Here is a 22238-nt window from a genome sequence, read left to right as displayed (position 1 = left end):
TCTACAAATTACGGTGCCAACCGTCGCCAAACGCTGCGCGCTGCGGCGCTGCGGCGGGCGCCATTGGCAGTCCGGGCTCAGACACTCCCGCGCCTACGCGCTTGATTCTCCTGAGGTCGCGCCCTAGATGTTTTAGAAAGTCCGGAGGAAACATGCATCAGGTTTTAAGTCAAAAAGCAGAAACTGGCGTCAAGGGACTGGATGATGTTCTTTCCGGTGGCTTTACGCGCAGGCATGTCTTTTTACTTGAGGGCTCTCCAGGGACTGGCAAAACAACGATTGCTTTGCAGTTCCTTATTGAAGGAGAAATACGCGGCGAGCGATGCCTTTACATCAGCCTGTCGGAAACGGACGAAGAATTGCGCGATTGCGCCAGATCGCATGGCATGGAGATTGGTAGCGGGATCGAGATATTTGAACTCGTCCCCCCGGAAAGCCTTCTCGACGCCGAGCAACAGCAAAGCCTGCTCTACTCCTCAGATCTCGAGTTGGGTGAAACGACAAAACTGATTTTCCAAGCCTTTGAGCGGATCAAACCCCAGCGCGTCGTAATTGATAGCCTCTCTGAAATTCGCCTTCTAGCGCAGAGTTCGTTGCGATACCGCAGACAAATCCTCGCATTGAAACACTTCTTCGCTCGCTCCGATGCAACGGTGCTGCTGCTTGATGACATGACGTCGGAAAATTTTGACAAGACGGTCCATAGCGTAGTCCACGGTGTCATTCATCTCGAACAGCTTGCTCCCGATTACGGCTCCGAGCGGCGTCGCTTGAGAGTGATCAAGTATCGCGGTCAGGCGTTTCGCGGCGGCTATCATGATTTCACTATCAAGACTGGCGGCGTTGCGGTTTTTCCGCGCCTGCGCGCGATTGAGCACAGAACCGAATTCGAACGAACGACCCTCTCGAGCGGTCTTTCCGAATTCGACGGCCTTCTCGGTGGGGGCGTGGAGCGTGGATCAAGCACTCTCCTCATCGGCCCTGCTGGAACCGGAAAGAGCTTGTTTGCTCTGCAGTTCGTCAACGCCGCAGTCGAGCGTGGGGAAAAGGCTGCGGTCTTCATTTTCGATGAGGAACTTGGTCTCCTTTACGCACGCACCAGATCAATGGGTATCGACTTGGAGAAGCTGCAGGCGGATGGGCACGTCCACATCGAGCAACTCGATGCCGCCGAACTATCACCGGGGGAATTTGCACAGCGTGTGCGCGACCGGGTATCAACTTTCGATGCCAAGACAGTGGTGATCGACAGCATCAATGGCTACCAGGCTTCTATGCCGGAAGAGAATGCTCTCATCTTGCACATGCACGAACTGCTACAGTACCTCAACAGGCAGGGAGCCAATACATTCCTGACGGTCGCCCAGCATGGCCTCGTCGGGGACATGAAATCGCCCGTCGATGTCACTTATCTGGCAGATAGCGTCATCCTTCTGAGATATTTCGAGGCGCTCGGAAAAGTGCGTCGCGCCGTATCAGTGATCAAGAAGCGCACAGGCCCTCACGAAGACACGATCCGTGAGTTCAGAATATCCGGCAACGGACTGACCCTCGGAGAACCACTTTCCGACTTCCAGGGCATCCTTCGCGGCGTTCCAAACTTTGTCGGCGATCAACACCCGCTTCTTCCTCTCAACGGGGAGGGTAGCAAGAATTCCTAACGGCGACACACGCGCACTTGTCTATGCTCCGATCGGCCGCGATGCGCAAATTGCAGCGTCACTCCTGAAGGAAGCTGGTGTATCTTCCACCACCGTGGCTGATATTGCGTCGTTTGTCGCCGATCTGGGGGACAACATCGCCTTCGCTGTGGTGACCGAGGAGGCATTTCGTTCAGCGGACCTGAAAGGGATTTTTGCTTGGATCGCAGCGCAGCCCAGTTGGTCTGACCTGCCATTCATTATCCTAACAAACCGCGGCGGAGGACCTGAACGCAACCCGACTGCGGCGAGGCTCTCTGAGGTTCTGGGAAATGTGAGCTTTGTCGAGCGACCTTTTCATGCGACGACTTTCATAAGCGTTGCCCGGTCGGCCATGCGCGGTCGCCGGCGGCAGTTCGATGCCCGGGCCAGAATGGAAGCACTCGATGAAGGCGAGCGTCGCCTCCAGACGGCCCTTGCCGCCGGCCGACTTGGCGCGTGGGAGCTCGATCTTGCAACCAATGAACTGACCACTTCGGCAACATGTCGTTTAATTTTTGGCGGCGGTCCCGACGAAGAGTTTTCCTATGCGGACCTCTTAGCATCGGTCCATCCTGATGACTTCGAGCGCATGCAGTTGGCTGTTCGTGCAACGATCGAAACGGGCGCCGACTACGCGATAGAATACCGAACGGTCTGGAATGACGGGTCTACCCACTGGGTGGAGATCCGTGCCCAGCTCTACAGGGACCGCACTGGCAAGGCCATCAAGCTTGTTGGCGTATCGGCCGACATAACCTCACGTCTGAAAGCGGAAGAGCATCAACGGCAGTTGAATGAGGTTCTGGAAGAGCGCGTCGCGGAGCGAACGCGTGAACTGGAAGAAGCATATGCTACTGTCATGGAAGAGGTAAGCCAACGAGAACGAGCTGAGCAACAGTTGCGCCAGTCCCAGAAGATGGAAGCGATCGGCCAACTCACCGGCGGCGTGGCGCACGATTTCAACAACCTCCTGATGGCCGTCCTTGGCAATCTTGAGTTACTGCGAAAATACGTTGGCAATGACGCAAGGGCAGTCCGTCTCATCGAGGGTGCCCAACAGGGCGCAAAACGTGGCGCTTCCCTCACCCAGCGGCTTCTCGCTTTCTCGCGCCGGCAGGACCTACGCATTGACCCGGTCGATATGCGAGCGCTGGTCACCGGAATGGAAGACCTTCTGAAAAGATCCGTCGGCTCAACAGTGGTGATCAAAACTGACGTGCCAGATCACCTTCCTCTGGTCTCGGCCGACGCCAACCAGGTCGAGCTCGCGCTCCTCAATCTCGTTGTCAATGCCCGTGATGCCATGCCTGACGGAGGCGAGATCGTTATCGGGCTGCACGATGTCCATCAGAACGTCCAGGCCGGTGAGCTTGCGGCAGGCAATTACGTCGTCCTCTCGGTCGTCGACCAGGGCCACGGAATGGATCGTGACACGCTGCTAAAGGCTATCGAGCCGTTTTTTTCGACCAAGGAACTTGGGAAAGGCACCGGTCTTGGTCTTTCCATGATCCATGGCCTGGCGTCCCAGTTGAAAGGCGACCTCAAGCTGACAAGCGAACTGGGTAAGGGCACAAGGGCGGAACTGTGGATCCCAATCTCGACATCCGAAATCACAAATGACTCCGCAACGATTGAGGTCTCGGCTGGCCCGACCGCGAGCGCCTCAGGACCGAAACGAATACTGCTGGTGGATGACGACCCTCTCATAGCGATGAGCTCAGCCGATATGCTGATGGACCTCGGTCACCATGTCGTTGAAGCGCATTCGGGGAAAGAGGCACTGGAACATCTGGGAGACGGAACCGGCTTTGACATCCTGATCACCGACTATTCAATGCCCGGCATGACCGGCGGAGATCTGGCGATTGCAGTGCGCCATATTGTCCCAAAGCTTCCGATACTCATCGCCTCGGGCTATGCAGAACTGCCGCCTGGAGTTGATCTTGACGTTGCACGGCTTGGCAAGCCTTATACGCAGGATCAGCTGGAGCGGGAGCTTCATAAGCTGTTCAACGATCCGACGTAAACGCCGCCGTCTGGTCTCTTACCCCAGACAACTCTTATTCCGAAATGAAATACCCGGTCTCGGATATAATCGGGATATCCGTTTCACGCGCGCGGAGCCTGGCAAAATATTGCCGCTTGCGTCCTCCCCATTTGATAATTTATGTTGGCAATGTTCTCAGGGCGGGGTGCAATTCCCCACCGGCGGTATCGGGATTTCCCCGGAGCCCGCGAGCGCTTCCGGTCTCCAAAGCCGGAAGGTCAGCAGATCCGGTGAGAGGCCGGAGCCGACGGTATAGTCCGGATGGAAGAGGACAAGGCAAAAGACGCCCGCATGCAGCGGGCTTCGCATTGCATTGTTCGCCCAAGGGATATTTGGCGCTTCTTGAAGCGCGAAAATGCCGCAAAACGGCATAACCCTTGAAAGGCTTGAAAGAAAATGACCATTGCTAAAATTGAAGACGCAATCGAAGCCATATCCCGTGGCGAGATGGTAATTGTCGTTGACGACGAAGACCGCGAAAACGAAGGCGATATCATCGCCGCGTCCGACAGCATAACTCCGCAGCAGATCGCATTCATGATGAACCATGCGCGCGGGCTGATCTGCGTCGCCATGCCGGGAGAGCGCCTCGACGCGCTCGACATTCCGCTGATGGTGTCGCGCAATACCGAATCCCTCAAGACAGCCTTCACCGTCTCCGTGGACTATATTCCCGGCACCACGACAGGCATTTCCGCTGCCGACCGGGCAAAGACCGTGCGTGCGCTGGTGTCCGAAGGCTCGCGTCCCGAAGACTTCGCCCGCCCCGGCCATATCTTCCCGCTACGCGCCAACCCTGAAGGCGTGCTCGGCCGCACCGGCCACACGGAAGCCGCCGTCGATCTGTGCCGCCTGGCGGGCAAGTACCCCTGCGGCACCATCTGCGAAGTCGCCAATGACGACGGCACCATGGCCCGCCTGCCCCAGCTCGAAATCTTCGCCGAACGCCACGGTCTGCTCGTCGTGACGATCAAGGACCTCGTTGCCTATCTGAAGGGCGAGGTTGTCGAGGAAGTGGCGCAGAAGCAGGTTGCCTAGTCTTCACGCGCCTGTGCGGTGAATAAAAAAACGCCCGGCGAAAGCCGGGCGTGAAATCAAAAGGCAGACCACCTTGCCTCTTGCACGTGGTCATCAATTCGGGCAGCGCTGCCGCGCAAACCCTACCAGCAGCAGAACCCGCCATCTACCAAAAGGTCCACGCCCGTCACGAAGCTCGCCGCATCTGACAGCAGGAAGATCGCCGGGCCGACCATTTCATCGACGCCCGCCATGCGCTGCATCGGGGTCTGCTCTTCGAACAGTTTCGTCTGGTGCACCATTTCCGGCCGCGTGTTCATCGGCGTCGCGGTGTAACCCGGCGAGATGGTGTTGACGCGGATGCCGCGCCCCACCCATTCCATCGCCATGGATTTGGACATGTGGATGACGCCAGCCTTCGATGCGTTGTAGTGGCACTGCATAAGCCCGCGATTGACGATGACGCCGGACATGGAGGCGATGTTGACGATTGCGCCGCGACCGTTCTTCAGCATGGCATTGGCTTGCGCCTGGCAGGAAAGGAACACACCCTTCAGGTTGATGTCCATCATCGTCTGGAACTGGCTTTCCTCCATTTCCTCCGCCGGATTGGCGTTGGCGATGCCGGCGGCATTGACGGCAAGCGAAAGCGCGCCGAGTTCGGTCTGCGTGCGTGCTACCGCGTCGCTCAGTGCCTGCTTGCTGGTCACATCAGCGGCGATCTGGATCGACTTGCGGCCAGCTCTGGCAATGAAATCGGCCGTCTGCGCCAGCCCGTCATCGGTGCGGCGGTCGAGCAGCGCGACATCGGCCCCGGACTGGGCAAGCCCCATGGCGATCCGCTGGCCGATGCCGGAACCGGCACCGGTGACGAACGCCACCTGGCCGGAGAGATCGAAGAGTTTCGGCGCGTTGAGCGTGATGGTGGACATCTCTATTTCCTTCTTCAGATGGTTGCCAGTTCCATGACCGAGACGTCGTTGGCCTCGTCGCGATTGAGGATTCCGGCCTGTTTTCCCTGTGCAAGAACGAGGATACGGTTTGAAACGCCCAGCACCTCTTCGAGATCGGAACTGACGACGATGACGGCAACGCCGCTTTTGGCCAGACCGACGATAATATCGTAAATGCCAGCCCGCGCGCCGACATCGATGCCGCGCGTCGGCTCGTCCAGCACAACCACACGCGGGTTGCGGGCAAGCCATTTGGCGATGACGACCTTCTGCTGGTTGCCGCCGGAGAGATCCGAGGCAGGCTGTTCGCTGCGGCCCTTTACGCCGAATTTGGCAATTGCCTCCTTCGTAAAAGCACGCTTGATGCTAGGCGTTATCCAGCCGGTGCCGACACGGTCAAGATTAGCGTAGATCAGGTTTTCACCGATCTCATGCTCGACAACCAGCCCCTGAAGCTTGCGGTCTTCCGGCACCATGACGATGCCCTTCGCAATCGCATCCGCCGGGCTTTTCAGCGTCAGTACCTGTCCATCGAGCAAAACCTCGCCCGCACTGGTCGGATCAGCTCCGGAAATGGCACGCACCAGCTCGGTACGCCCCGCGCCGATCAAACCGGCAATTCCAAGAATTTCGCCGGCGCGGACGCCGAAGCTGATGTCGCGGAAAGAATTGTCCATGCCAGTCAGCCCCTTGACCTCCAGCACCATCTTGTCTTGCGGTTCGGGCAGCGCCGGGAACAGGCGTTCCAGCGACCGGCCGACCATGCTTTCGACGATGGTGCGCACCGGTGTCGCGCTGTCTTCAAATTCATGCACCCGCTCACCGTCGCGCAGCACGACGATGCGGTCGGTGATCTGCTTGATCTCTTCCATGCGGTGGGAAATATAGATGATGCCCACGCCCTCGGCGCGCAGCTTGCGAACCTGCTCGAACAGGGCCTGGGTTTCCGCACCGCCAAGGGCCGCCGTCGGCTCGTCTAGGATCAGGAGCTTCGCATCGAGCGCCAGTGCCTTGGCGATTTCGATCAGTTGCTGGTTCGCGGTCGAAAGGCCCGCCACCCTGCGGGTTGCGGGAATATGCAGATTGAGCCGCGCCAGCTGCTGCTGCGCCCTTCGCACCATTTCGGCGCGGTCAACAATGCCGTTTTTCATCGGCCAGCGGCCGATAAAGACGTTTTCGGCAATGGAAAGCTCCGGCAGAAGCTTCAGCTCCTGATGGATGAGTACAATACCCTTGTCGATCGCCTCACGCGGCGAAGCGGGCGTATAGGGCTGGCCAAGCCAGGTCATCTTTCCTTCCGACGGCTCGCGGGAACCGGCGATGATGCCTGAGAGGGTGGACTTGCCGGCGCCGTTTTCACCCAGCAACGCCACGACTTCACCCGGATAGACGTCGAGATCGACGTTTTTCAGAACCTCGAGCGGGCCGTAACGTTTGCTGATGCCACGGAGCGAAAGAACCGGCTCGCGCATGACGGGACCTCCTGGGAAACATGCGTGGCAGCGATGCGCCACAGCTTTGCGTCCGAATTGCCTGAAAACGAACAGATGACGCCCCCGCGCATCCGGCTGGAGTGCGCGGGGGCGGATGCATCAGGGATGGTTGGCAATGAAGCCGTCGACGTTTTCCTTCGTCGTCAGCGTCGCCTCGGAGAGCTGCACGGCCGGAACCTTCTCACCGCCGACGATCTTGACGGCCATCTCCACAGCCGTGCGGCCCATCTTCTGGGTCTGCTGCGTCGCTGTCACGTCAAAGACGCCGTTCTTCAGCGCCTCAAGCGCTGCCGTGTCGCCATCGAAGCCGCCAACGACGATCTTCTGCGAGGGGTTGGCGACCTTGATCGCCTGTGCCGCGCCGAGCGCCAGACCGTCTGCCTGGGCAAAGACGATGGAAACGTCCGGATTGGCCTGCAGCATGTTCTGCATGATCTGGAAGCCTTCATCCTGGCTCCACATGTTGGACCACTGTTCGGCAACGATCTTCACGCCGGAATTGGCCTTGACCGATTCCATGCAGCCCTTGGTGCGGTCGACTTCCGGTGTCGTGCCCTTCTGGCCATGAATGATGACCATCTTGCCCGAGCCGCCTGCCTGCTTGATGATGTAGTCGCAGACCGACTTGGCGGAAGCGACGGAATCGGTGGCGAGGAAGGTATCGCCCGGTGCGCCGTCGGCATTGCGGTCGATGTTGATGACGGGCACACCGGCCGCCTTGGCAAGCTTGACGGGAACGGTCGCCGCAGCGGCACCAGCCGGAATATAGATCAGCGCGTCGATGTTCTGCGTCAGGAGATCCTGGATCTGGTTGACCTGCGTCGGACCGTCGCCCTTGGCATCGACGGTGACAACGGTGATGCCGCGCGTCTTGGCTTCGGCTTCGACGGCCTGCTTGATCTGGTTGAAGAAGTTCGCCTGAAGATTGGCAACGGCAAGGCCGATCTTCTTGACTTCGGCGGCGTTGGCCGAACCGAGCGACAGGGCCAGAAGGGCGGCGGATGTCAGCAGAATGCGTGAAAATTTCATGATTATTCCTCCATTTGTTGATTTTTGACCTTCGGGCAGATCAAACCTCCTCCCCTTCGGCCGCTTTTCACGCCTCCCATACCGGGAGGGTCGTCTATTGCGCGGACGGCTCATCGCCCTCCGCAGGCAAATTCAGCTTCTGCGCCGGCGCAATGTTTCAGCGCCCACGGCCAGCACGATAACCACACCGATGATGACCTGTTGCAGAAAGGGAGAAACATTGAGCAGGTTGAGGCCGTTGCGCAGCACACCGATGATGAGCACGCCGATCAGCGTTCCGCCGATGCCGCCGGCACCGCCCGAAAGCGAGGTCCCGCCGATGACGACAGCCGCAATCGTATCCAGCTCGTAGCCAAAACCGCTGGAGGGCTGCACCGAGTCGAGACGGGCTGCAAGAACGATACCCGCCAGACCGGCAAGAACCGCACAGGCAACATAGACGCAGATCGTCACCAGGGCGACGTTGATGCCGGCAAGTCGCGCCACTTCCGGGTTGCCGCCAACCGCATAGACGGTGCGGCCTTCGGAGCGGAAGCGCAGGAAAAGAAACGACACCAGAACAACGACCAGCATCAGCAGCACGGTCGCCGTCAGTACGCCGAAATGGCGGTCGATGGCCAGCATCATGAACCAGTCAGGGAAACCGACGATCTGCTGACCGTCCGTGATCATATTGGCAAGGCCGCGCGCCACCGACATCATGGCAAGCGTCGCGATGAAGGCCGGAACCCGGAAGGCGGTTACGAGAACGCCGACGACAAGGCCGCAGGCTGCGGATGCGATGAGCGCCAGCATGATGGCCATGCCCATGGGCATGCCCGCGACATTGGCTGTCCAGCCCATGATCATCATCGAAAGCGCCAGCACCGAACCGACGGACAGATCGATGCCGCCGAGCAGAATGACGAAGGTCATGCCAACGGCCATGATGCCGAGCACGGTGATCTGGTCGAGGATGTTGAGACCGTTTCGAAGCGACAGAAAATTTTCGCTGGTGAAGGTCAGGAAGACACACAGCAGCAGCAGGCCCAAAAGAGGTCCGGTCGCACCGCTTAGCCAGGCAAGCGGGCTTCTGGTGTGCGTAACCCCCTCATTGCGTTCAAGCACGGACATGGCTCCTCCAAGTGGCTATCTTGCATTTTTTAAACCGATTAGAATAATTATTCATGCTCGGTGAAACATGCATAAGCCAGTTGAGAGAAACTTGTCAATAGGCTTGGAGGGCGGGACGGGCCTTGCGGGTGATGGGATGGCTTCACACCTGCGCCTCTCATCCCGTTCCGGTGCGCATCTCGGGAATCCAGCGCAAGCGCGCCTGCGTGGCAAGGAGAGCCCTTTCAGCCAAAGGACTTAGGCTGAGCAGGTTCCTTTTACGGACCGAGGAATGAGGCGGGGAGGTGCGCTTCATCATTGGTGAAAATGAAGTGGCAGAAATAATCGGCACGGATTGAAACAGGACAATTCACAATTCCGGCTTGACAGAAACGCCACGTCTGCAATTATATAAACAGCTGTATAAATATTCACACGCATGTTTTGAAGAGGATCCCATGCAGCCCACAGAGCTAGAGCGCATTGCGCGCCAGATTCGCCTTCGCGACGTCCAGGCTGTTTTCGAAGCGGGTGCCGGCCATATCGGCGGAGAAATGTCGGCGATCGACATCATGACCGCCCTTTATTTCCGCGTATTACGCATCTGGCCGGAAGAACCGAAGAACCCTGCCCGCGACCGTTTCGTGCTGTCGAAAGGCCACACCGCCTGCGCGCTTTATGTGACGCTCGCCAAACGTGGCTTTATCCCGGAAGAGGAAATCTCGACCTTCCTGCAACCCAATTCCCGCCTCAATGGCCACCCCAACTGCAACAAGGTGCCGGGGGTCGAGACCAATACCGGCCCGCTTGGCCACGGGCTTCCAGTTGCCGTCGGAATGGCCAAGGCGGCCAAGCTTTCGGGAGCGGATTACCATACCTATGTCATGACCGGTGATGGCGAGATGCAGGAGGGCTCCAACTGGGAAGCCATCATGTCCGCCGCGCAGTTCGAGCTTAACAATCTGACGCTTATCATCGACCATAACCGTTTCCAGCAGGGTGCTGCGATCTCGGAAACCAACGACGTCGCGCCGCTTCGCCCGAAGCTTGAAGCATTCGGCTGGGAGGTGAGCGAAATCAACGGCAACGCGATGGAAGAGATCGTCCCGGCGCTCGAACATCGAGGCAAGCGCCCGCATTGCATCGTTGCGCACACCAATAAGGGTCACGGCATTTCGTTCATGCAGGACCGCGTCGACTGGCACCACAAGGTTCCAAGCAAGGAACAATACGAAATTGCCGTCAAAGAACTTTCGGAGGCATTGTAATGAACGCGCCCGTAACCGCCGCCAAACTCTATGATTGCCGCGACGCCTTCGCCGAAACGCTGGAAGCGCTGGCCGCTGCAAACGACAGAGTCGTGGCCGTCTGCAACGATTCGGTCGGCTCCTCGAAGCTCGGCGGCTTCAAGTCGAAATTCCCCGAGCGCCTCGTCAATGTCGGCATTGCCGAACAGAACATGGTGGGCGTCGGCGCCGGCCTTGCCAATGGCGGCCAGCTTCCCTTCGTCTGCGGCGCATCCTGTTTTCTGACCGGTCGCGCGCTGGAACAGATCAAGGCAGACCTCGCCTATTCCAACGCCAATGTGAAGCTCATCGGCATCTCCTCGGGCATGGCCTATGGCGAACTGGGTCCGACGCATCACTCGATCGAAGATTTCGCTTGGACCCGCGTTCTGCCGAACCTGCCGGTGATTGCCCCCTGCGACCGCATCGAAACGGCCGCCGCCGTCAAATGGGCTGCGGACTATGCCGGCCCCTGCTTCCTTCGTCTGTCGCGCGTCGGCGTGCCCGACCTTCTGCCTGATGGCCACGTCTTCGAACTCGGCCGCGCCAACCTGCTGAGCGAAGGTTCCGACATAACGTTGATCGCCAATGGCACGCTGACACACCGCATCGTCAAGGCCGCCGATATTCTGGCCGGTCGTGGCATCAAGGCGCGTGTGCTTAACATGGCAACCGTGCGCCCGATCGACGAGGCGGCCATCATTGCCGCAGCGAAGGAAACCGGCGCAATCCTGACGGCTGAAGAACATTCGATCTTCGGCGGTCTCGGCTCTGCCATCGCCGAAGTTGTCGTCGATCATGCCCCCGTGCCGATGAAGCGCCTCGGCGTTCCGGGCGTCTTTGCCCATACCGGCTCGGCAGAATGGCTGCTCGATGAGTTTGGCATGGCACCCGCGGCCATCGCGGAGGCTGCAGCAGCGCTGCTCAAGAGAAAGTAAGTCTCCTCCCAGGGTCGTCGCGTGTCTTCGGATGCGCGGCGACACCCTTTGCAATATCGTCGTTTAATCACCGCAAGGCTGAAACGAAAAAACTGCCGACGAAAGAACTCAAGTGATGCGCGCCATTCTGTCCATCGATCAGGGCACCACCAATTCCAAGGCCATTCTCGTTTCTGAAACAGGAGAATTGCTGGCGCGCGGTTCATCGCCGGTCGGCATCACCTATCCGCAGCCCGGCTGGGTGGAGCAGGATCCGAACCGTATCTGGGCCTCGGTGCGCGAAGCGATTTCCGCCTGCCTGACTTCGGCACCCTCTGCCGTCAACATTGAAGCCATCGCCATTTCCAACCAGCGCGAATCGGTGACGATCTGGGACGGCGAAACAGGCGAGCCGCTTGGCCCGGTCTTGAGCTGGCAATGCCGTCGCACCGCGCAGGAATGCACCGATCTCATCAGCAAGGGCCATTCCGAACGTGTCATGGCGCTGACCGGCCTGCCTATTGACCCGATGTTTCCCGGCGCCAAGATGCGCTGGCTGTTGGAGCGTGCGCCGAAGGGCCGCAGCCTTCGCCTCGGCACCATCGATAGTTGGCTGATCCACTGCCTGACCGGCGGCAGGGTGCATGCCTGCGACGCCTCCAACGCGGCCCGAAGCCAGGTGCTCGATCTCAACCGGCAGGTGTGGAGCGAAGAGCTTTGTGACCTTTTTGGCATCGACATCAACGCCCTGCCCGACCCGCGCGACAGCAGCGGCGACTTCGGCGTGACATCAGGTGTTCCCGGCATCAAGGACGGCACGCCTATTCTGGCTGCCGTCGGCGACAGCCACGCCGCCCTCTTCGGCCACGGCGCCTTCAACCCCGGTGACGGCAAGGTGACGTTCGGCACCGGCTCATCGGTGATGACGACGCTGCCGCATTTCATCGCGCCAGAGCGCGGCATCACCACGACTGTTGCCTGGAGGCTTCACGGCAAGCCGACTTTCGCCTTCGAGGGCAATATTCTTGTGTCTGCCGCCTCCCTGCCGTGGATGACGGACATTCTCGGCCTGCCAGATGTCGCATCTCTTGTGGAGCTTGCCGCGACCGCTGAACCAGATGGCCCCGGTTTCGTCCCGGCCTTTGTCGGCCTCGGCGCGCCCTATTGGGATTCCAATTGCCGCGCGCTATTTTCGCAGATCAATTTCAGCACAAGTCGCGCGCAGATGGCCCGCGCCGTTACCGATTCCATCGCCTTTCAGGTTTATGACGTCTTCTCGACCATGCGCGCGCAGTCGCCCTCCGGCTTCGGACAGCTGTTCGTGGATGGCGGGCCGAGCCAGAACCGTTTCCTCATGCAATGCGTCGCCGACATGCTGGAGCATCCCGTCATCCAGCGTGACGCGCCGGAAGCCTCCGCGCTTGGCGCGGCCTATCTTGCCGGCCTCGCACTCGGTCTATGGAGCGATCTCGACGCCATCGCCGCGCTCAACAGTCACGGCAACGCCATCGCGCCTTCGTCGGGTGACGGCAGGCAACGGCTTGCCGTCTGGCGCGACGCGATTGCGCGCTCGACGTTACCTGTGACGTCGGGTAAGGGTGAATAAAAATTCACCCTGGAGGGCTTATGGGCAGGATCAACGAACTTCGGATGATATCCCGCGTGGCGCAGATGTATTTCAGCGAGCACAGGCGGCAGGCGGAGATTGCCGAACATCTCAATCTTTCGCAGGCCACCGTCTCGCGCATGCTGAAGCGTGCCGAAACGGAAGGTATCGTGCGCACCAGCATCATTCCGCCGCCCGGTACCTATAGCGATCTTGAAGCACAGCTTCGCGAACGCTTCGATCTGCCGGAAGCCATTGTCGTCGATTGCAGCGAGGATCGCGACGGCGCGATCATGGCCCGCATCGGCGAGGCTGCCGCGCATTTTCTCGAGGTGACGCTGTCGCAAAACGAGATCATCGGCGTTTCCAGCTGGAGCCAGACGATCTTCAAGATGGTGGAAAACATCCATCCGCTGAAGGGCGCCAAAGCGCGTTACATCGTCCAGACGCTGGGCGGCATGGGCGATCCTTCCGTGCAAACGCACGCGACCCAGATCACCACCCGGCTAGCGCGGCTGACGGAGGCCGAACCGAAATTGCTGCCGGTCCCAGGCGTCGCCACCTCTCGCGAGGCCAAGCTTTTGATGCTGGCCGATCCCTTCGTGCGCGAAACCATCGATCTTTTCGGTTCGATCACGCTCGCAATCGTCGGTGTCGGCGCCGTCGAGCCATCGGAGCTTCTTGCACGTTCCGGCAATATTTTTTCCGCCAAGGAGCTTGCCGATCTCGCACAGGCGGGCGCCGTGGGCGATATTTCGCTCAGGTTTTTCGACAAGGACGGTAAGCCCGTCAAGACACCGCTCGATGACCGGGTCATAGGCCTTCCGCTGGAGAACCTCTCCAATGTCGACCGCGTTATTGCACTCGCCGGCGGCTCGAAAAAAACCGAGGCGATCGCCGGTGCGCTCAGAACCGGCGTGATCGATGTCCTTGTCACCGACAAATTCACCGCCGAACGACTGGTCGGCACAGAAACATAGCCGTTATCCCATAAGGAGGAGACATGAGGCGCTTTGAAGGTCAATCCGTATTCGTGACTGGAGGCAACAAGGGCATCGGTTACGGCATCGCCCGCCGTTTTGCCGAGGAAGGCGCGAAAGTCGCCATCGCCTCTGTCGACAAGGACACCAATGACGCCGCCAAAAAGCTGGCGGACGAAACCGGCTCAGTCACCCATGGCGTGATCCTCGATGTGCGGGATGCGGCGGCGGTGCGCGAGGCCTATGGCGCAGCCGAAGAGGCAATCGGTCCGCTTTCCATCTCGGTCCAGAACGCCGGCGTCATCACCATCTCCAAGATCGAGGAGCTGACGCAGGAACAGTGGGATTTCAACCTCGATGTCAACACCAAGGGCGCGTTCCTGTGCTGCCAGGAAGCGATCCGCCGCTTCCGCGCAAGTGGCACCAAGGGCCGCCTGGTTAACACCGCCTCCGGCCAGGCCCGCCAGGGTTTTATCTATACCCCCCACTACGCCGCTTCAAAATTCGGCGTCGTCGGCCTCACGCAAAGTCTGGCCAAGGAACTGGCGCCCGAAGGCATCACCGTCAACGCCATTTGCCCCGGCATCATCCACACCGAAATGTGGGATTATAACGACCGAGTCTGGGGCCAGATGCTCGGTGACTACAAGCCCGGCGAACTCATGGCCGAATGGGTGCGCAACATTCCAATGCGCCGCGCAGGAACACCAGCCGAAGTGGCAGCCTTGGTGGCGTTTCTCGCCTCCGAGGATGCGGCCTACATCACCGGCCAGACAATTAATGTCGATGGCGGGCTGATCATGTCGTAGCACTCAACCAATCGATGACGGCATCTGCGTTCTTCTCTGGCGGATGGACCGGGTAAAAGACATGCTTGATAACGCCCGTTTCGATAATCATCGTGAGCCTCTTGAGCAGTGTCAGGCCTCCAGCCTGGAAAGTTGGAAGGCGGAGGGCTGACACCAGAAGGAGTGAATGATCGGAAAGCAGAGGAAACGGCAGGTGAAGCCGCTCTGCTGCCTCTCGCTGATACTCCGTGGTCTGCGTAGAAAGGCCAAACAGACGCGTTGCTCCCAATGCCTTCAGTTCAGCGAAATGATCACGAAAGGCACAGGACTGTGGTGTACATCCCCTCGCGCCGGGTATTGCGTCCCATCCGTCAATCGCCTTTCCTCCGGGCGGGCTTGTCCGGGGGAAGCATAGACCACGGTTAACCCCGGCTCACGCAGATCGACGGTCGTGCCATCCGTCGCAGCCAAACCAATGCCAGGCAACTCCATCCCGGGTAAATGCCTGGCTGCTCCGTCGTCACGTAGGGTAACTAATTGCTCATCCCCGCCGGGTTCAATCATTGCCACCTCGTTGCTCTTCCTGTCTGTCGACGTTGCGAAGTTAGCCGATTTTCATACTACCGCAATGTCTAGTGCGCAGGTGCAAAGATGCCGTAGCGATTCGCGCCTTCAGCCTTGATGGAATACGAACGCCACGCCTTCATTCAATTTGACAAAGTCACCGATTGCCAAATCTCTGGCCAATAGAGATGGCGGCAGCCGATAAAACGGAAACTAATTTTCCCGCTGAACCTTGCCTGCGTCGATACCGAATCCGCACTCTCGCAATGCCTGAACGCCTTGAACAGAAAATCGAACCGCTGATCGTACTACTGTAGAGCTATCGCCCTCAAAGCTATCATTTACGCCAGCAGGGTGCCTGCCAGTCGAACGACGAATATAATCGCCCACCGGAGGTTCAGATCGACCACGCTGACATGGCCGAAAGGGCAATGTGTGGCAAAGCACATGCTGAGCTTGCAATCGCACGGATGATGCCGGTCAGGATGAGAGATCTCCGTGCGACTGGGAGGACACAGGCCAACTGCCAATCAATAAATGCTTTGGGCGGTGCTATGCAAATTGCAGCAGCGTGGTCATGTTGCGATCGAAATACAGGAGAGGAGAGCGACCCTTGTTGCTCTTCGCGAAATGAACGTTACACACAAAAATCGTGTGCGTTCCCGATTCAAGCACCTCGTGAACTGAACAGCTGAAATGCGCGCATGCGCCTTCGAGCATGGGCTGCCCCAGTTCGTCCAATGTCCATTCTCCCAGTTCGAAGCGCTTCTCTGGCGGCACTCTTCCACCAAACGCCGCAGCGATTTCACTATGCTCGTTCGAGAGGAGGTTCAGGCTTAGCCGCCCGTTATCTAGAATGGCCGCGTGCGCCGATGCCTTTGTATTCACGCAGACCAGCAGCCTTGGCGGCTCCTGGCAGACTGAGCAAGCTGCGGTGACGGTCAGTCCCGCACGTCCTGCTCTGCCGTCTGTTGCCACAAGCTGCACCGAAGCTGCCATCATCGCCATGGCATCTTTGAAACTCAGTGCATCCGCCCGCGCTAGAGTATTTACCAGCATTATTTCCATCCATCGATTAGGGACAAACGAGAACCCGGACAAAGCGGGTCAGTGATGCCTTACTCGGCAGCGTCGAGGGACTGCCCGTTAAATGCGCTCCGATAGGAAGCGCCAGGATGATTCTCAGGGAGAAGCGATCCCCGCCCGAAAAGCTTGTCGCGGAGCGTTCCTTCCGCATATTCGCTTTGTGCAAGCCCGCGTTGTTGAAGAACCGGCGTGACGTGATCGATAAAATCAACAAACGTATCAGGGTGAAGTTGGCATATCATGTTAATGCCATCGACACCTGCATCCTGCCACTGCTCCAGTTCATCCGCGATGGATTCGGGAGTTCCCACGATACGGCAATTGTATGAGAGTGCATTTGCCAGATCCTTGACAGTTGCCTTCTCGCCCTTGAGCTTGCCCATCTCGATCATACGGGCATAACCCTGCAATCCATCCAGGCCCGACTCGTCGATCGGCTTGTCAGGATCCATATTTGAAAGATCGACTCCCATGTCGCGGCTGACATGCGCGGCCAGACCCTCATAGCTGACCCACTCGTCGATTTCCTTCGCCTTGCGTTCTGCTTCCTCCATCGTGCTGCCGACGACGAAGGACAGTCCCTGGATGAACTTTAGATCGTCAGGGCCCCGCCCTGCCTGGCTGGCCACTTGCTTGGTGCCCGCGATGCCGATACGGGCTCCGTTCACATTTGGATAGAGCACGAATGTTCCTTCGGCATGCTGCGCCGCAAACTGGCTTCCGCGCTTCGACGCGCCGGCCTGATATAACATCGGCGTGCGCTGTGGCGAGGGGCTGACGAGATGCGGCCCCTGAACCCTGTAGCGCTCGCCCTGATGGTTGATGCGGTGCACCTTGGTATGGTCGCTGAAGACGCCGCTTTCCCGGTCCGCAATCATTGCACCTGCATCCCAGGACCCCTCCCAGAGCTTATAAAGCACATCCATGTATTCATCCGCCCAGTCATAGCGCTGATCGTGGGGGACGATCTTGTCGAAGCCGAAATTCCGTGCAGCGTTGTCGGTCACGCTCGTGACGATGTTCCAGCCGATGCGGCCGCCGCTGATGTGATCGAGGGTCGATGCCTTCTTGGCAAACGCGAATGGGTGTTCGGAAAGAAGCGAACTCGTAAAGACAAGCCCCAGATCCTTCGTCACGCCTGCCAGAGCAGCGCAGAGCGTGAAGGTGTCGTTGCAAGGCATGTGAAGGCCTTGCTGGAAGTATGTATCCCACTTCCCGTCATAGGCGGGATCGATACCCAGGATATCGGCAAAGAAGATCGCGTCGAATTTGCCCTGCTCCAGCTTCTTGACGAGGTTGGCCCATGTTGCGAAATCGTTGAAGTTGGCCAGTTCATTTTTCGGATGCCGCCACGTCCCGTGGTAGATGTGCGAAGGGACGTTCATGGTAAAGCAATTGAATATCAGACGCTTGCGCATAGCTTCTCCTGTTTGTTGTCTTTGTTCCCGGAAACAAGCCTATGCCGCAACGCAACATGCGTCTTGGCTCACAGTGAACAGTTTCTGTGCGCAAAGTGACACTGGCCATAAAGGCATTCATTATCTTCATGCCCGAAGACTGCGGAATGACCCCGGTTCGGGTCGATCGTGCCAGCAGACGAAGATTGCTTGGCATGTTTTTTGCGTCATCATTGCGACAATGGTCGCTGACGGAGGCGCTGGAAATGACTGTCTGGAACGCAACCGAATTGCCGCAGAAGGACCGTTTCCCTTTCTGGAAAGAGGTGCTCTGCCAGGAATACGTCGCTTTGAACTCGACAACAGAAGGCCATGCCCCGTTTTTCGGCCACGTTCGTGCCAAGCTGCTAAACTCGATCAACGTCACGACAATTTCGTCGAGCAGGCAAAAAATTCATCGCCGCAGGCAGGAAATCAGCCGAATGCCCGAACAGGTGTACTTCCTCAATCTACAAGTGGAAGGTCACTGCCGGATGATGCAGAACGGCAGGGAAGCGCTCTTGCAGCACGGTGATTTCTCGATCGTCGATCCGACCGAGCCATATATCAACGATTACTGCAGCGACAGTTGGACCCAGCATTCGTTCCGCATTCCCAAGGCAATTCTGCAGCCTCTTCTGAAGCAACCCGACAGACTGATGGCCACTAAAATAAGCAGCAGTGATCCACTCGCGGGTCTTGCGACCGACTATCTGTCATCGATTGCGATGAATGCCGAGCATCTCGACGCCGCCGCGTCCTTATCCATCACCAACCATCTGGTGGAACTGGTTGCGCTGGTTCTCGGCGTATCCGATCGCGAGGGAGACCGAGCGAGGGGGACATTGCGCAATCAGCTCGCTTTTTCCCTGATCAACTACATCACTTCGCATGCGGCAGATCCGGCGTTGACACCGGCGAAGGCAGCCGAACATTTCCGCATTTCGGTTCGCTATGTTCACCGACTGCTGGAAGACAGCGGCGAGACATTCAGCCAGTTTTTGCTTCGGCAAAGGTTGCAAAAATGCGCGGACGATCTGCGTACCAAACGTGGCAGCTCTATTGGAGAGATCGCTTTCCGATGGGGATTCAATGACCTCTCGCATTTCAGCCGATCGTTTCGGAACCAGTTCGGTGTCGCGCCACGCGAATATCGAGTGCAGTAGCACAAAGCAAGCAGCACCCGTTTGACGTAGACGGGTTCGTGGTCGGTGGATAGCGACGGACTTACATGGCAAGCGAGTTGTCTTGCGCCTTGAAAGGATGGAAACCATCACATCCTCAGTTGAGGTGGTAATAAATGTGTAAATTTTCTAATCTGGGGACGACCTGCTCTTCGGAATTGCCGGCTTGAACAGGCCGTCTTGGCAGCTTTGCGCCAAGAGGCGGACATCCGTCGAAGCCGTCAGAATGATCCGCGTCGTGACCTTATAGCCATTCGTAAGTCTCCCAGCGTTTGTCGCGATGGGCGCGGTGGCGGCGAACGGCTGCCATCCGCAGGTTCAGACTATCAAAAAACTAAACAGTCAGCTCTCTTCGGACGATCTCAGCTCCTGCGCTCAAGGAATTCAGCTTGTCTCTTGCCGCACGACGAGACAGGGGGGCCATGCCGCAATTGGTGCAGGGGCAAAGTTTATCTGCGTCGACAAACTTAAGCGCCTTGCGCAGCGTTGCAGCGACTTCCTCCGGGGTTTCGATGGTATCGCTTGCCACATCGATGGCCCCAACCATCACTTTCTTACCTCGAACAAGTTCCAGAAGATCCATTGGGACATGAGAATTGTGGCATTCGAGGGAGATCATACCGATGCCGGATTTCTGCAGCTTGGGGAGAGTTTCCTCATACTGCCTCCATTCTGACCCGAGTGTCTTTTTCCAATCTGTATTGGCCTTTATGCCGTAACCATAGCAGATATGGACGGCGGTCTCGCACTTCAGCCCTTCAATTGCCCTGTCCAAAGTGGCGACACCCCAGTCATTCACATCGTCAAAGAAAACGTTGAAGGCAGGTTCGTCGAACTGGATGATATCGACGCCGGCAGCCTCCAATTCCTTTGCTTCCTCGTTGAGTATACCGGCAAATTCCCAGGCAAGCTTTTCACGGCTCTTATAATGGCCGTCAAAGAGAGTATCGATCATCGTCATCGGACCCGGCAACGCCCATTTGATGGGTTGTTTGGTCTGCTGGCGCAAAAACTTGGCGTCTTCGACGAACACGGACTTCTGGCGAGACACGGCGCCGACGACTGTCGGGACACTCGCATCGTAGCGATCGCGAATTCTGACTGTCTCGCGTTTTGCAAAATCGACCCCGTCGAGGTGCTCGATGAAAGTCGTGACGAAATGTTGGCGTGTTTGCTCGCCATCACTGACGATGTCGATGCCGGCCTGTTGCTGATCGTCGAGTGAAAGGCGCAGGGCATCTCTCTTGCCTTCCAGTAATTCCTCGCCCTCCAGCTTCCAGGGCGACCACAGTTTTTCGGGCTGCGCAAGCCAGGAGGGTTTCGGCAGACTGCCAGCGGTCGATGTGGGGAGAAGTTTCTTCACGATGGGACCTCTTCTAAGTGATGCTCAGGCGGGGCGGTGAGCAAACAATTGCTCAAGGACGGCGCGGTATGGCTTGATGAAGTGTTTTTCGGTGAACTTACCCTGATCCACCGCCAAGCGATTTCGTTCGTCGCGATCGTAAATGACCCGGGTCAGCGAATAGTCCTGGTGCTTCAGGTTGGGCTGGTAAAATGTCCCGGCTGCTGCGTTCGCATTGTAGATTTCGGGGCGATAAATTCTCTGAAACGTTTCCATCGTGCTGATGACGCCGATTAGCTCAATATTGGAGTAGTCGCCCAGCAAGTCCCCAACAAAGTAGAAGGCCAACGGCGCAACGCTGCCTGCAGGCATGAAGTAGCGAACCTGCAATCCCATTTTCCCGAAATACTGGTCGGTGGACGAGAACCCATTCTGCCGGTATTCGACGCCCATCACGGGGTGATGATTTTCGGTCCGGTAATAGGTCTTGCTGGTCGAGGCGCTGATGCAAATGACCGGCGGCTTGCGAAAGTACGAGCGGTAGGCATCCGACCGCAGAAAAGACTTGAACAGGTTTCCATGCAGGTCGCCGAAGTCGGCCGGAATGCTGAAGGCAGGAACGCTCTTGTTATGCTCCGGCAGCACAATGCTGAAGTCGTAGTCTCGCACATAGGAGGAGAAGTTATTCCCCACAATGCCGTCGATACGTTCACTGGTTTTGTGATCGATGATCGTCGTCTTCAGTATCTCGATGAGGGGAAATTTTTCACCTGCGACATCGAAGCTCATGTCGACCGAAATGATCTCCAACTCGACAGAGTATCGGTCCGATTTGGGATTATCCCAGTGCGCGAGGGCGTTGAAGCGGCTGTCGATCATGCGCATGACATTGCGCAGGTTTTCCTGCCGCTTTTCGCCCCTGGCCAGATTGGCGAAATTGGTGGTGATGCGCGTATTTTCTGAAGGACGATAGTCCTCATCGAAGGGTACGCTCGTGATCGTAAAAATGCAGGTCTGAGACATGTTGTGCCCCTATAAAGTTGGGGGCATGGGTCTGCGGACGCATAGCAAGACGGGCCGCGACAATGCAGCCTTTGCTACGGCACACTGGGACACCCCGCCCGTGGACGTTATTTCACCAAAGGCAGGTCTCCTGGCTCACGGATCATCACTTCCGTCCGTCTTCCCGGGGTAAACCAGTGACATATTGGACTTCAGCTCGCCGCTTACAGTTGCGGGGGCAGCGTCGGCTTTTCCGCATGACACGGAGCACCGACTTCCCTCTTAGCCCCGGCACGTTGCGTGCAACGACTGGGGAACCTTAGGCGTGACGACCATATTGTAAGCCACGTCATCGGTCAACATCATATAACGATATCTTTATGTCCTTAAGTCTACGTTTCCATTGTCGGTTCCGACCGAGTAGGTTGCATTCGGCGTTGTCAGGCGATTCTCACATACGCGGACCTAGCCGTGGCAAACTAAAGATGAATCGTCGACTGTCGGTTCGATCCTGACAAGCGCAGGTAAGCATGCGTGATGACAGCTTCCGGGAAATAGTAGACGTCTCGCGCCACGCAGTTGAAAGGATCAGACCACACCACGAACAGTTCCTGGCGCGGGAGCAGCCTGGTGAAACCGGAGGCGCGCATGATTTCGGCTGCCACAGGCGTTTCAACGAAGCGGCGCCGCTGGAGGTTGGGATGCTATTCGGACATGCCCTACTGTGCCGGCGC

At 58.0% G+C, this 22238-nt stretch carries 17 protein-coding genes, 1 pseudogene and 2 riboswitches; of the genes and pseudogenes, 9 read left to right on the top strand and 9 right to left on the bottom strand.

What is annotated here, in order from left to right; translation table 11 throughout:
* The first annotated feature begins 152 nt into the window (after positions 1-152).
* The 3 genes from RBH71_RS00875 to ribB all read left to right on the top strand — a co-directional run bounded on the left by RBH71_RS00875 (position 153) and on the right by ribB (position 4767).
* Positions 153-1661 carry an ATPase domain-containing protein gene (locus RBH71_RS00875; protein ID WP_323686979.1) on the top strand — a complete coding sequence of 503 codons (1509 nt, stop codon included), beginning with the start codon at positions 153-155 and terminating at the stop codon, positions 1659-1661.
* Entirely contained in the window at positions 1603-3708 is a 2106-nt protein-coding gene (locus RBH71_RS00870; RefSeq protein ID WP_323686978.1) for an ATP-binding protein, read from the top strand. Before RBH71_RS00875 ends, RBH71_RS00870 begins: the two co-directional genes overlap by 59 nt.
* Positions 3709-3856: 148 nt before the next feature.
* Positions 3857-4006: riboswitch (FMN riboswitch) on the top strand.
* A 119-nt stretch (positions 4007-4125) separates the two neighbouring features.
* Positions 4126-4767, top strand: a complete 642-nt coding sequence (gene ribB, locus RBH71_RS00865) for a 3,4-dihydroxy-2-butanone-4-phosphate synthase (protein WP_035200834.1) — start codon at positions 4126-4128, stop codon at positions 4765-4767.
* A 122-nt stretch (positions 4768-4889) separates the two neighbouring features.
* Here the strand turns inward: ribB and RBH71_RS00860 are convergent, their stop codons facing one another.
* From RBH71_RS00860 to RBH71_RS00845, 4 genes are all read right to left on the bottom strand, one after another.
* Complete coding sequence (locus RBH71_RS00860) at positions 4890-5678, bottom strand: SDR family oxidoreductase (protein ID WP_060725041.1); 789 nt, start codon at positions 5676-5678, stop codon at positions 4890-4892.
* 14 nt (positions 5679-5692) lie between these two features.
* Positions 5693-7171, bottom strand: coding sequence for a sugar ABC transporter ATP-binding protein (locus RBH71_RS00855; protein WP_112162120.1), 1479 nt, complete (start codon positions 7169-7171; stop codon positions 5693-5695).
* 120 nt (positions 7172-7291) lie between these two features.
* A complete protein-coding gene (locus tag RBH71_RS00850; RefSeq protein ID WP_003517083.1) occupies positions 7292-8221 on the bottom strand; it encodes a sugar ABC transporter substrate-binding protein in 930 nt (309 codons plus the stop codon).
* Positions 8222-8353: 132 nt separating this feature from the next.
* Positions 8354-9334, bottom strand: a complete 981-nt coding sequence (locus RBH71_RS00845) for an ABC transporter permease (protein WP_003517084.1) — start codon at positions 9332-9334, stop codon at positions 8354-8356.
* A gap of 437 nt (positions 9335-9771) precedes the next feature.
* Between RBH71_RS00845 and RBH71_RS00840 the strand changes: the two genes are divergently transcribed.
* The 5 genes from RBH71_RS00840 to RBH71_RS00820 all read left to right on the top strand — a co-directional run bounded on the left by RBH71_RS00840 (position 9772) and on the right by RBH71_RS00820 (position 14911).
* Positions 9772-10581: a transketolase gene (locus tag RBH71_RS00840; protein WP_076844245.1), complete on the top strand. Its 810-nt coding sequence runs from the start codon at positions 9772-9774 to the stop codon at positions 10579-10581.
* On the top strand, positions 10581-11537 hold the full coding sequence (locus RBH71_RS00835) for a transketolase family protein (protein ID WP_323686977.1): 957 nt from the start codon (positions 10581-10583) through the stop codon (positions 11535-11537). Before RBH71_RS00840 ends, RBH71_RS00835 begins: the two co-directional genes overlap by 1 nt.
* A gap of 115 nt (positions 11538-11652) precedes the next feature.
* A complete protein-coding gene (locus RBH71_RS00830) occupies positions 11653-13122 on the top strand; it encodes an FGGY-family carbohydrate kinase (RefSeq protein ID WP_323686976.1) in 1470 nt (489 codons plus the stop codon).
* A gap of 20 nt (positions 13123-13142) precedes the next feature.
* Positions 13143-14102 carry a sugar-binding transcriptional regulator gene (locus tag RBH71_RS00825; RefSeq protein WP_013637520.1) on the top strand — a complete coding sequence of 320 codons (960 nt, stop codon included), beginning with the start codon at positions 13143-13145 and terminating at the stop codon, positions 14100-14102.
* A gap of 23 nt (positions 14103-14125) precedes the next feature.
* A complete protein-coding gene (locus RBH71_RS00820; RefSeq protein WP_003517095.1) occupies positions 14126-14911 on the top strand; it encodes an SDR family oxidoreductase in 786 nt (261 codons plus the stop codon).
* On the opposite strand, the pseudogene RBH71_RS00815 reads toward RBH71_RS00820, so the two are convergent.
* The 3 genes and pseudogenes from RBH71_RS00815 to RBH71_RS00805 form a co-directional block, all read right to left on the bottom strand.
* Positions 14901-15454: pseudogene (locus RBH71_RS00815) on the bottom strand (peroxiredoxin). The gene RBH71_RS00820 and the pseudogene RBH71_RS00815 sit on opposite strands and share 11 nt — an antisense overlap.
* 552 nt (positions 15455-16006) lie before the next feature.
* Entirely contained in the window at positions 16007-16513 is a 507-nt protein-coding gene (locus RBH71_RS00810) for a flavin reductase family protein (RefSeq protein ID WP_323686975.1), read from the bottom strand.
* A gap of 59 nt (positions 16514-16572) precedes the next feature.
* On the bottom strand, positions 16573-17958 hold the full coding sequence (locus RBH71_RS00805) for an LLM class flavin-dependent oxidoreductase (protein ID WP_111801297.1): 1386 nt from the start codon (positions 17956-17958) through the stop codon (positions 16573-16575).
* 86 nt (positions 17959-18044) lie between these two features.
* Here RBH71_RS00805 and RBH71_RS00800 point away from each other — a divergent pair, with 86 nt between their 5' ends.
* Positions 18045-19142, top strand: coding sequence for a helix-turn-helix domain-containing protein (locus RBH71_RS00800; protein ID WP_323686974.1), 1098 nt, complete (start codon positions 18045-18047; stop codon positions 19140-19142).
* Positions 19143-19494: 352 nt separating this feature from the next.
* Here the strand turns inward: RBH71_RS00800 and RBH71_RS00795 are convergent, their stop codons facing one another.
* The gene (locus tag RBH71_RS00795) at positions 19495-20523 is read right to left on the bottom strand and encodes a methionine synthase (protein ID WP_003517104.1); all 1029 of its coding nucleotides are present in this window, start codon (positions 20521-20523) and stop codon (positions 19495-19497) included.
* Positions 20524-20547: 24 nt separating this feature from the next.
* Entirely contained in the window at positions 20548-21525 is a 978-nt protein-coding gene (locus tag RBH71_RS00790; protein WP_003517106.1) for a DUF1852 domain-containing protein, read from the bottom strand.
* A 102-nt stretch (positions 21526-21627) separates the two neighbouring features.
* Positions 21628-21841, bottom strand: a riboswitch (cobalamin riboswitch).
* Positions 21842-22238: the final 397 nt, after the last annotated feature.

Source organism: Rhizobium sp. AN68 (assembly GCF_030758035.1).
GTDB lineage: Bacteria > Pseudomonadota > Alphaproteobacteria > Rhizobiales > Rhizobiaceae > Agrobacterium > Agrobacterium tumefaciens.
Note: the sequence above shows the minus strand (reverse complement) of the source record. Positions and strands in the feature narration are given on the sequence as shown.

Bases quoted from the DNA above. Each gene is read 5' to 3' on its own strand.
- RBH71_RS00875 (WP_323686979.1), top strand. From the start codon at position 153: ATGCATCAGGTTTTAAGTCAAAAAGCAGAAACTGGCGTCAAGGGACTG.
- ribB (WP_035200834.1), top strand. From the start codon at position 4,126: ATGACCATTGCTAAAATTGAAGACGCAATCGAAGCCATATCCCGTGGC.
- RBH71_RS00860 (WP_060725041.1), bottom strand. From the start codon at position 5,678: ATGTCCACCATCACGCTCAACGCGCCGAAACTCTTCGATCTCTCCGGC.
- RBH71_RS00855 (WP_112162120.1), bottom strand. From the start codon at position 7,171: ATGCGCGAGCCGGTTCTTTCGCTCCGTGGCATCAGCAAACGTTACGGC.
- RBH71_RS00850 (WP_003517083.1), bottom strand. From the start codon at position 8,221: ATGAAATTTTCACGCATTCTGCTGACATCCGCCGCCCTTCTGGCCCTG.
- RBH71_RS00845 (WP_003517084.1), bottom strand. From the start codon at position 9,334: ATGTCCGTGCTTGAACGCAATGAGGGGGTTACGCACACCAGAAGCCCG.
- RBH71_RS00840 (WP_076844245.1), top strand. From the start codon at position 9,772: ATGCAGCCCACAGAGCTAGAGCGCATTGCGCGCCAGATTCGCCTTCGC.
- RBH71_RS00835 (WP_323686977.1), top strand. From the start codon at position 10,581: ATGAACGCGCCCGTAACCGCCGCCAAACTCTATGATTGCCGCGACGCC.
- RBH71_RS00830 (WP_323686976.1), top strand. From the start codon at position 11,653: ATGCGCGCCATTCTGTCCATCGATCAGGGCACCACCAATTCCAAGGCC.
- RBH71_RS00825 (WP_013637520.1), top strand. From the start codon at position 13,143: ATGGGCAGGATCAACGAACTTCGGATGATATCCCGCGTGGCGCAGATG.
- RBH71_RS00820 (WP_003517095.1), top strand. From the start codon at position 14,126: ATGAGGCGCTTTGAAGGTCAATCCGTATTCGTGACTGGAGGCAACAAG.
- RBH71_RS00810 (WP_323686975.1), bottom strand. From the start codon at position 16,513: ATGCTGGTAAATACTCTAGCGCGGGCGGATGCACTGAGTTTCAAAGAT.
- RBH71_RS00805 (WP_111801297.1), bottom strand. From the start codon at position 17,958: ATGCGCAAGCGTCTGATATTCAATTGCTTTACCATGAACGTCCCTTCG.
- RBH71_RS00790 (WP_003517106.1), bottom strand. From the start codon at position 21,525: ATGTCTCAGACCTGCATTTTTACGATCACGAGCGTACCCTTCGATGAG.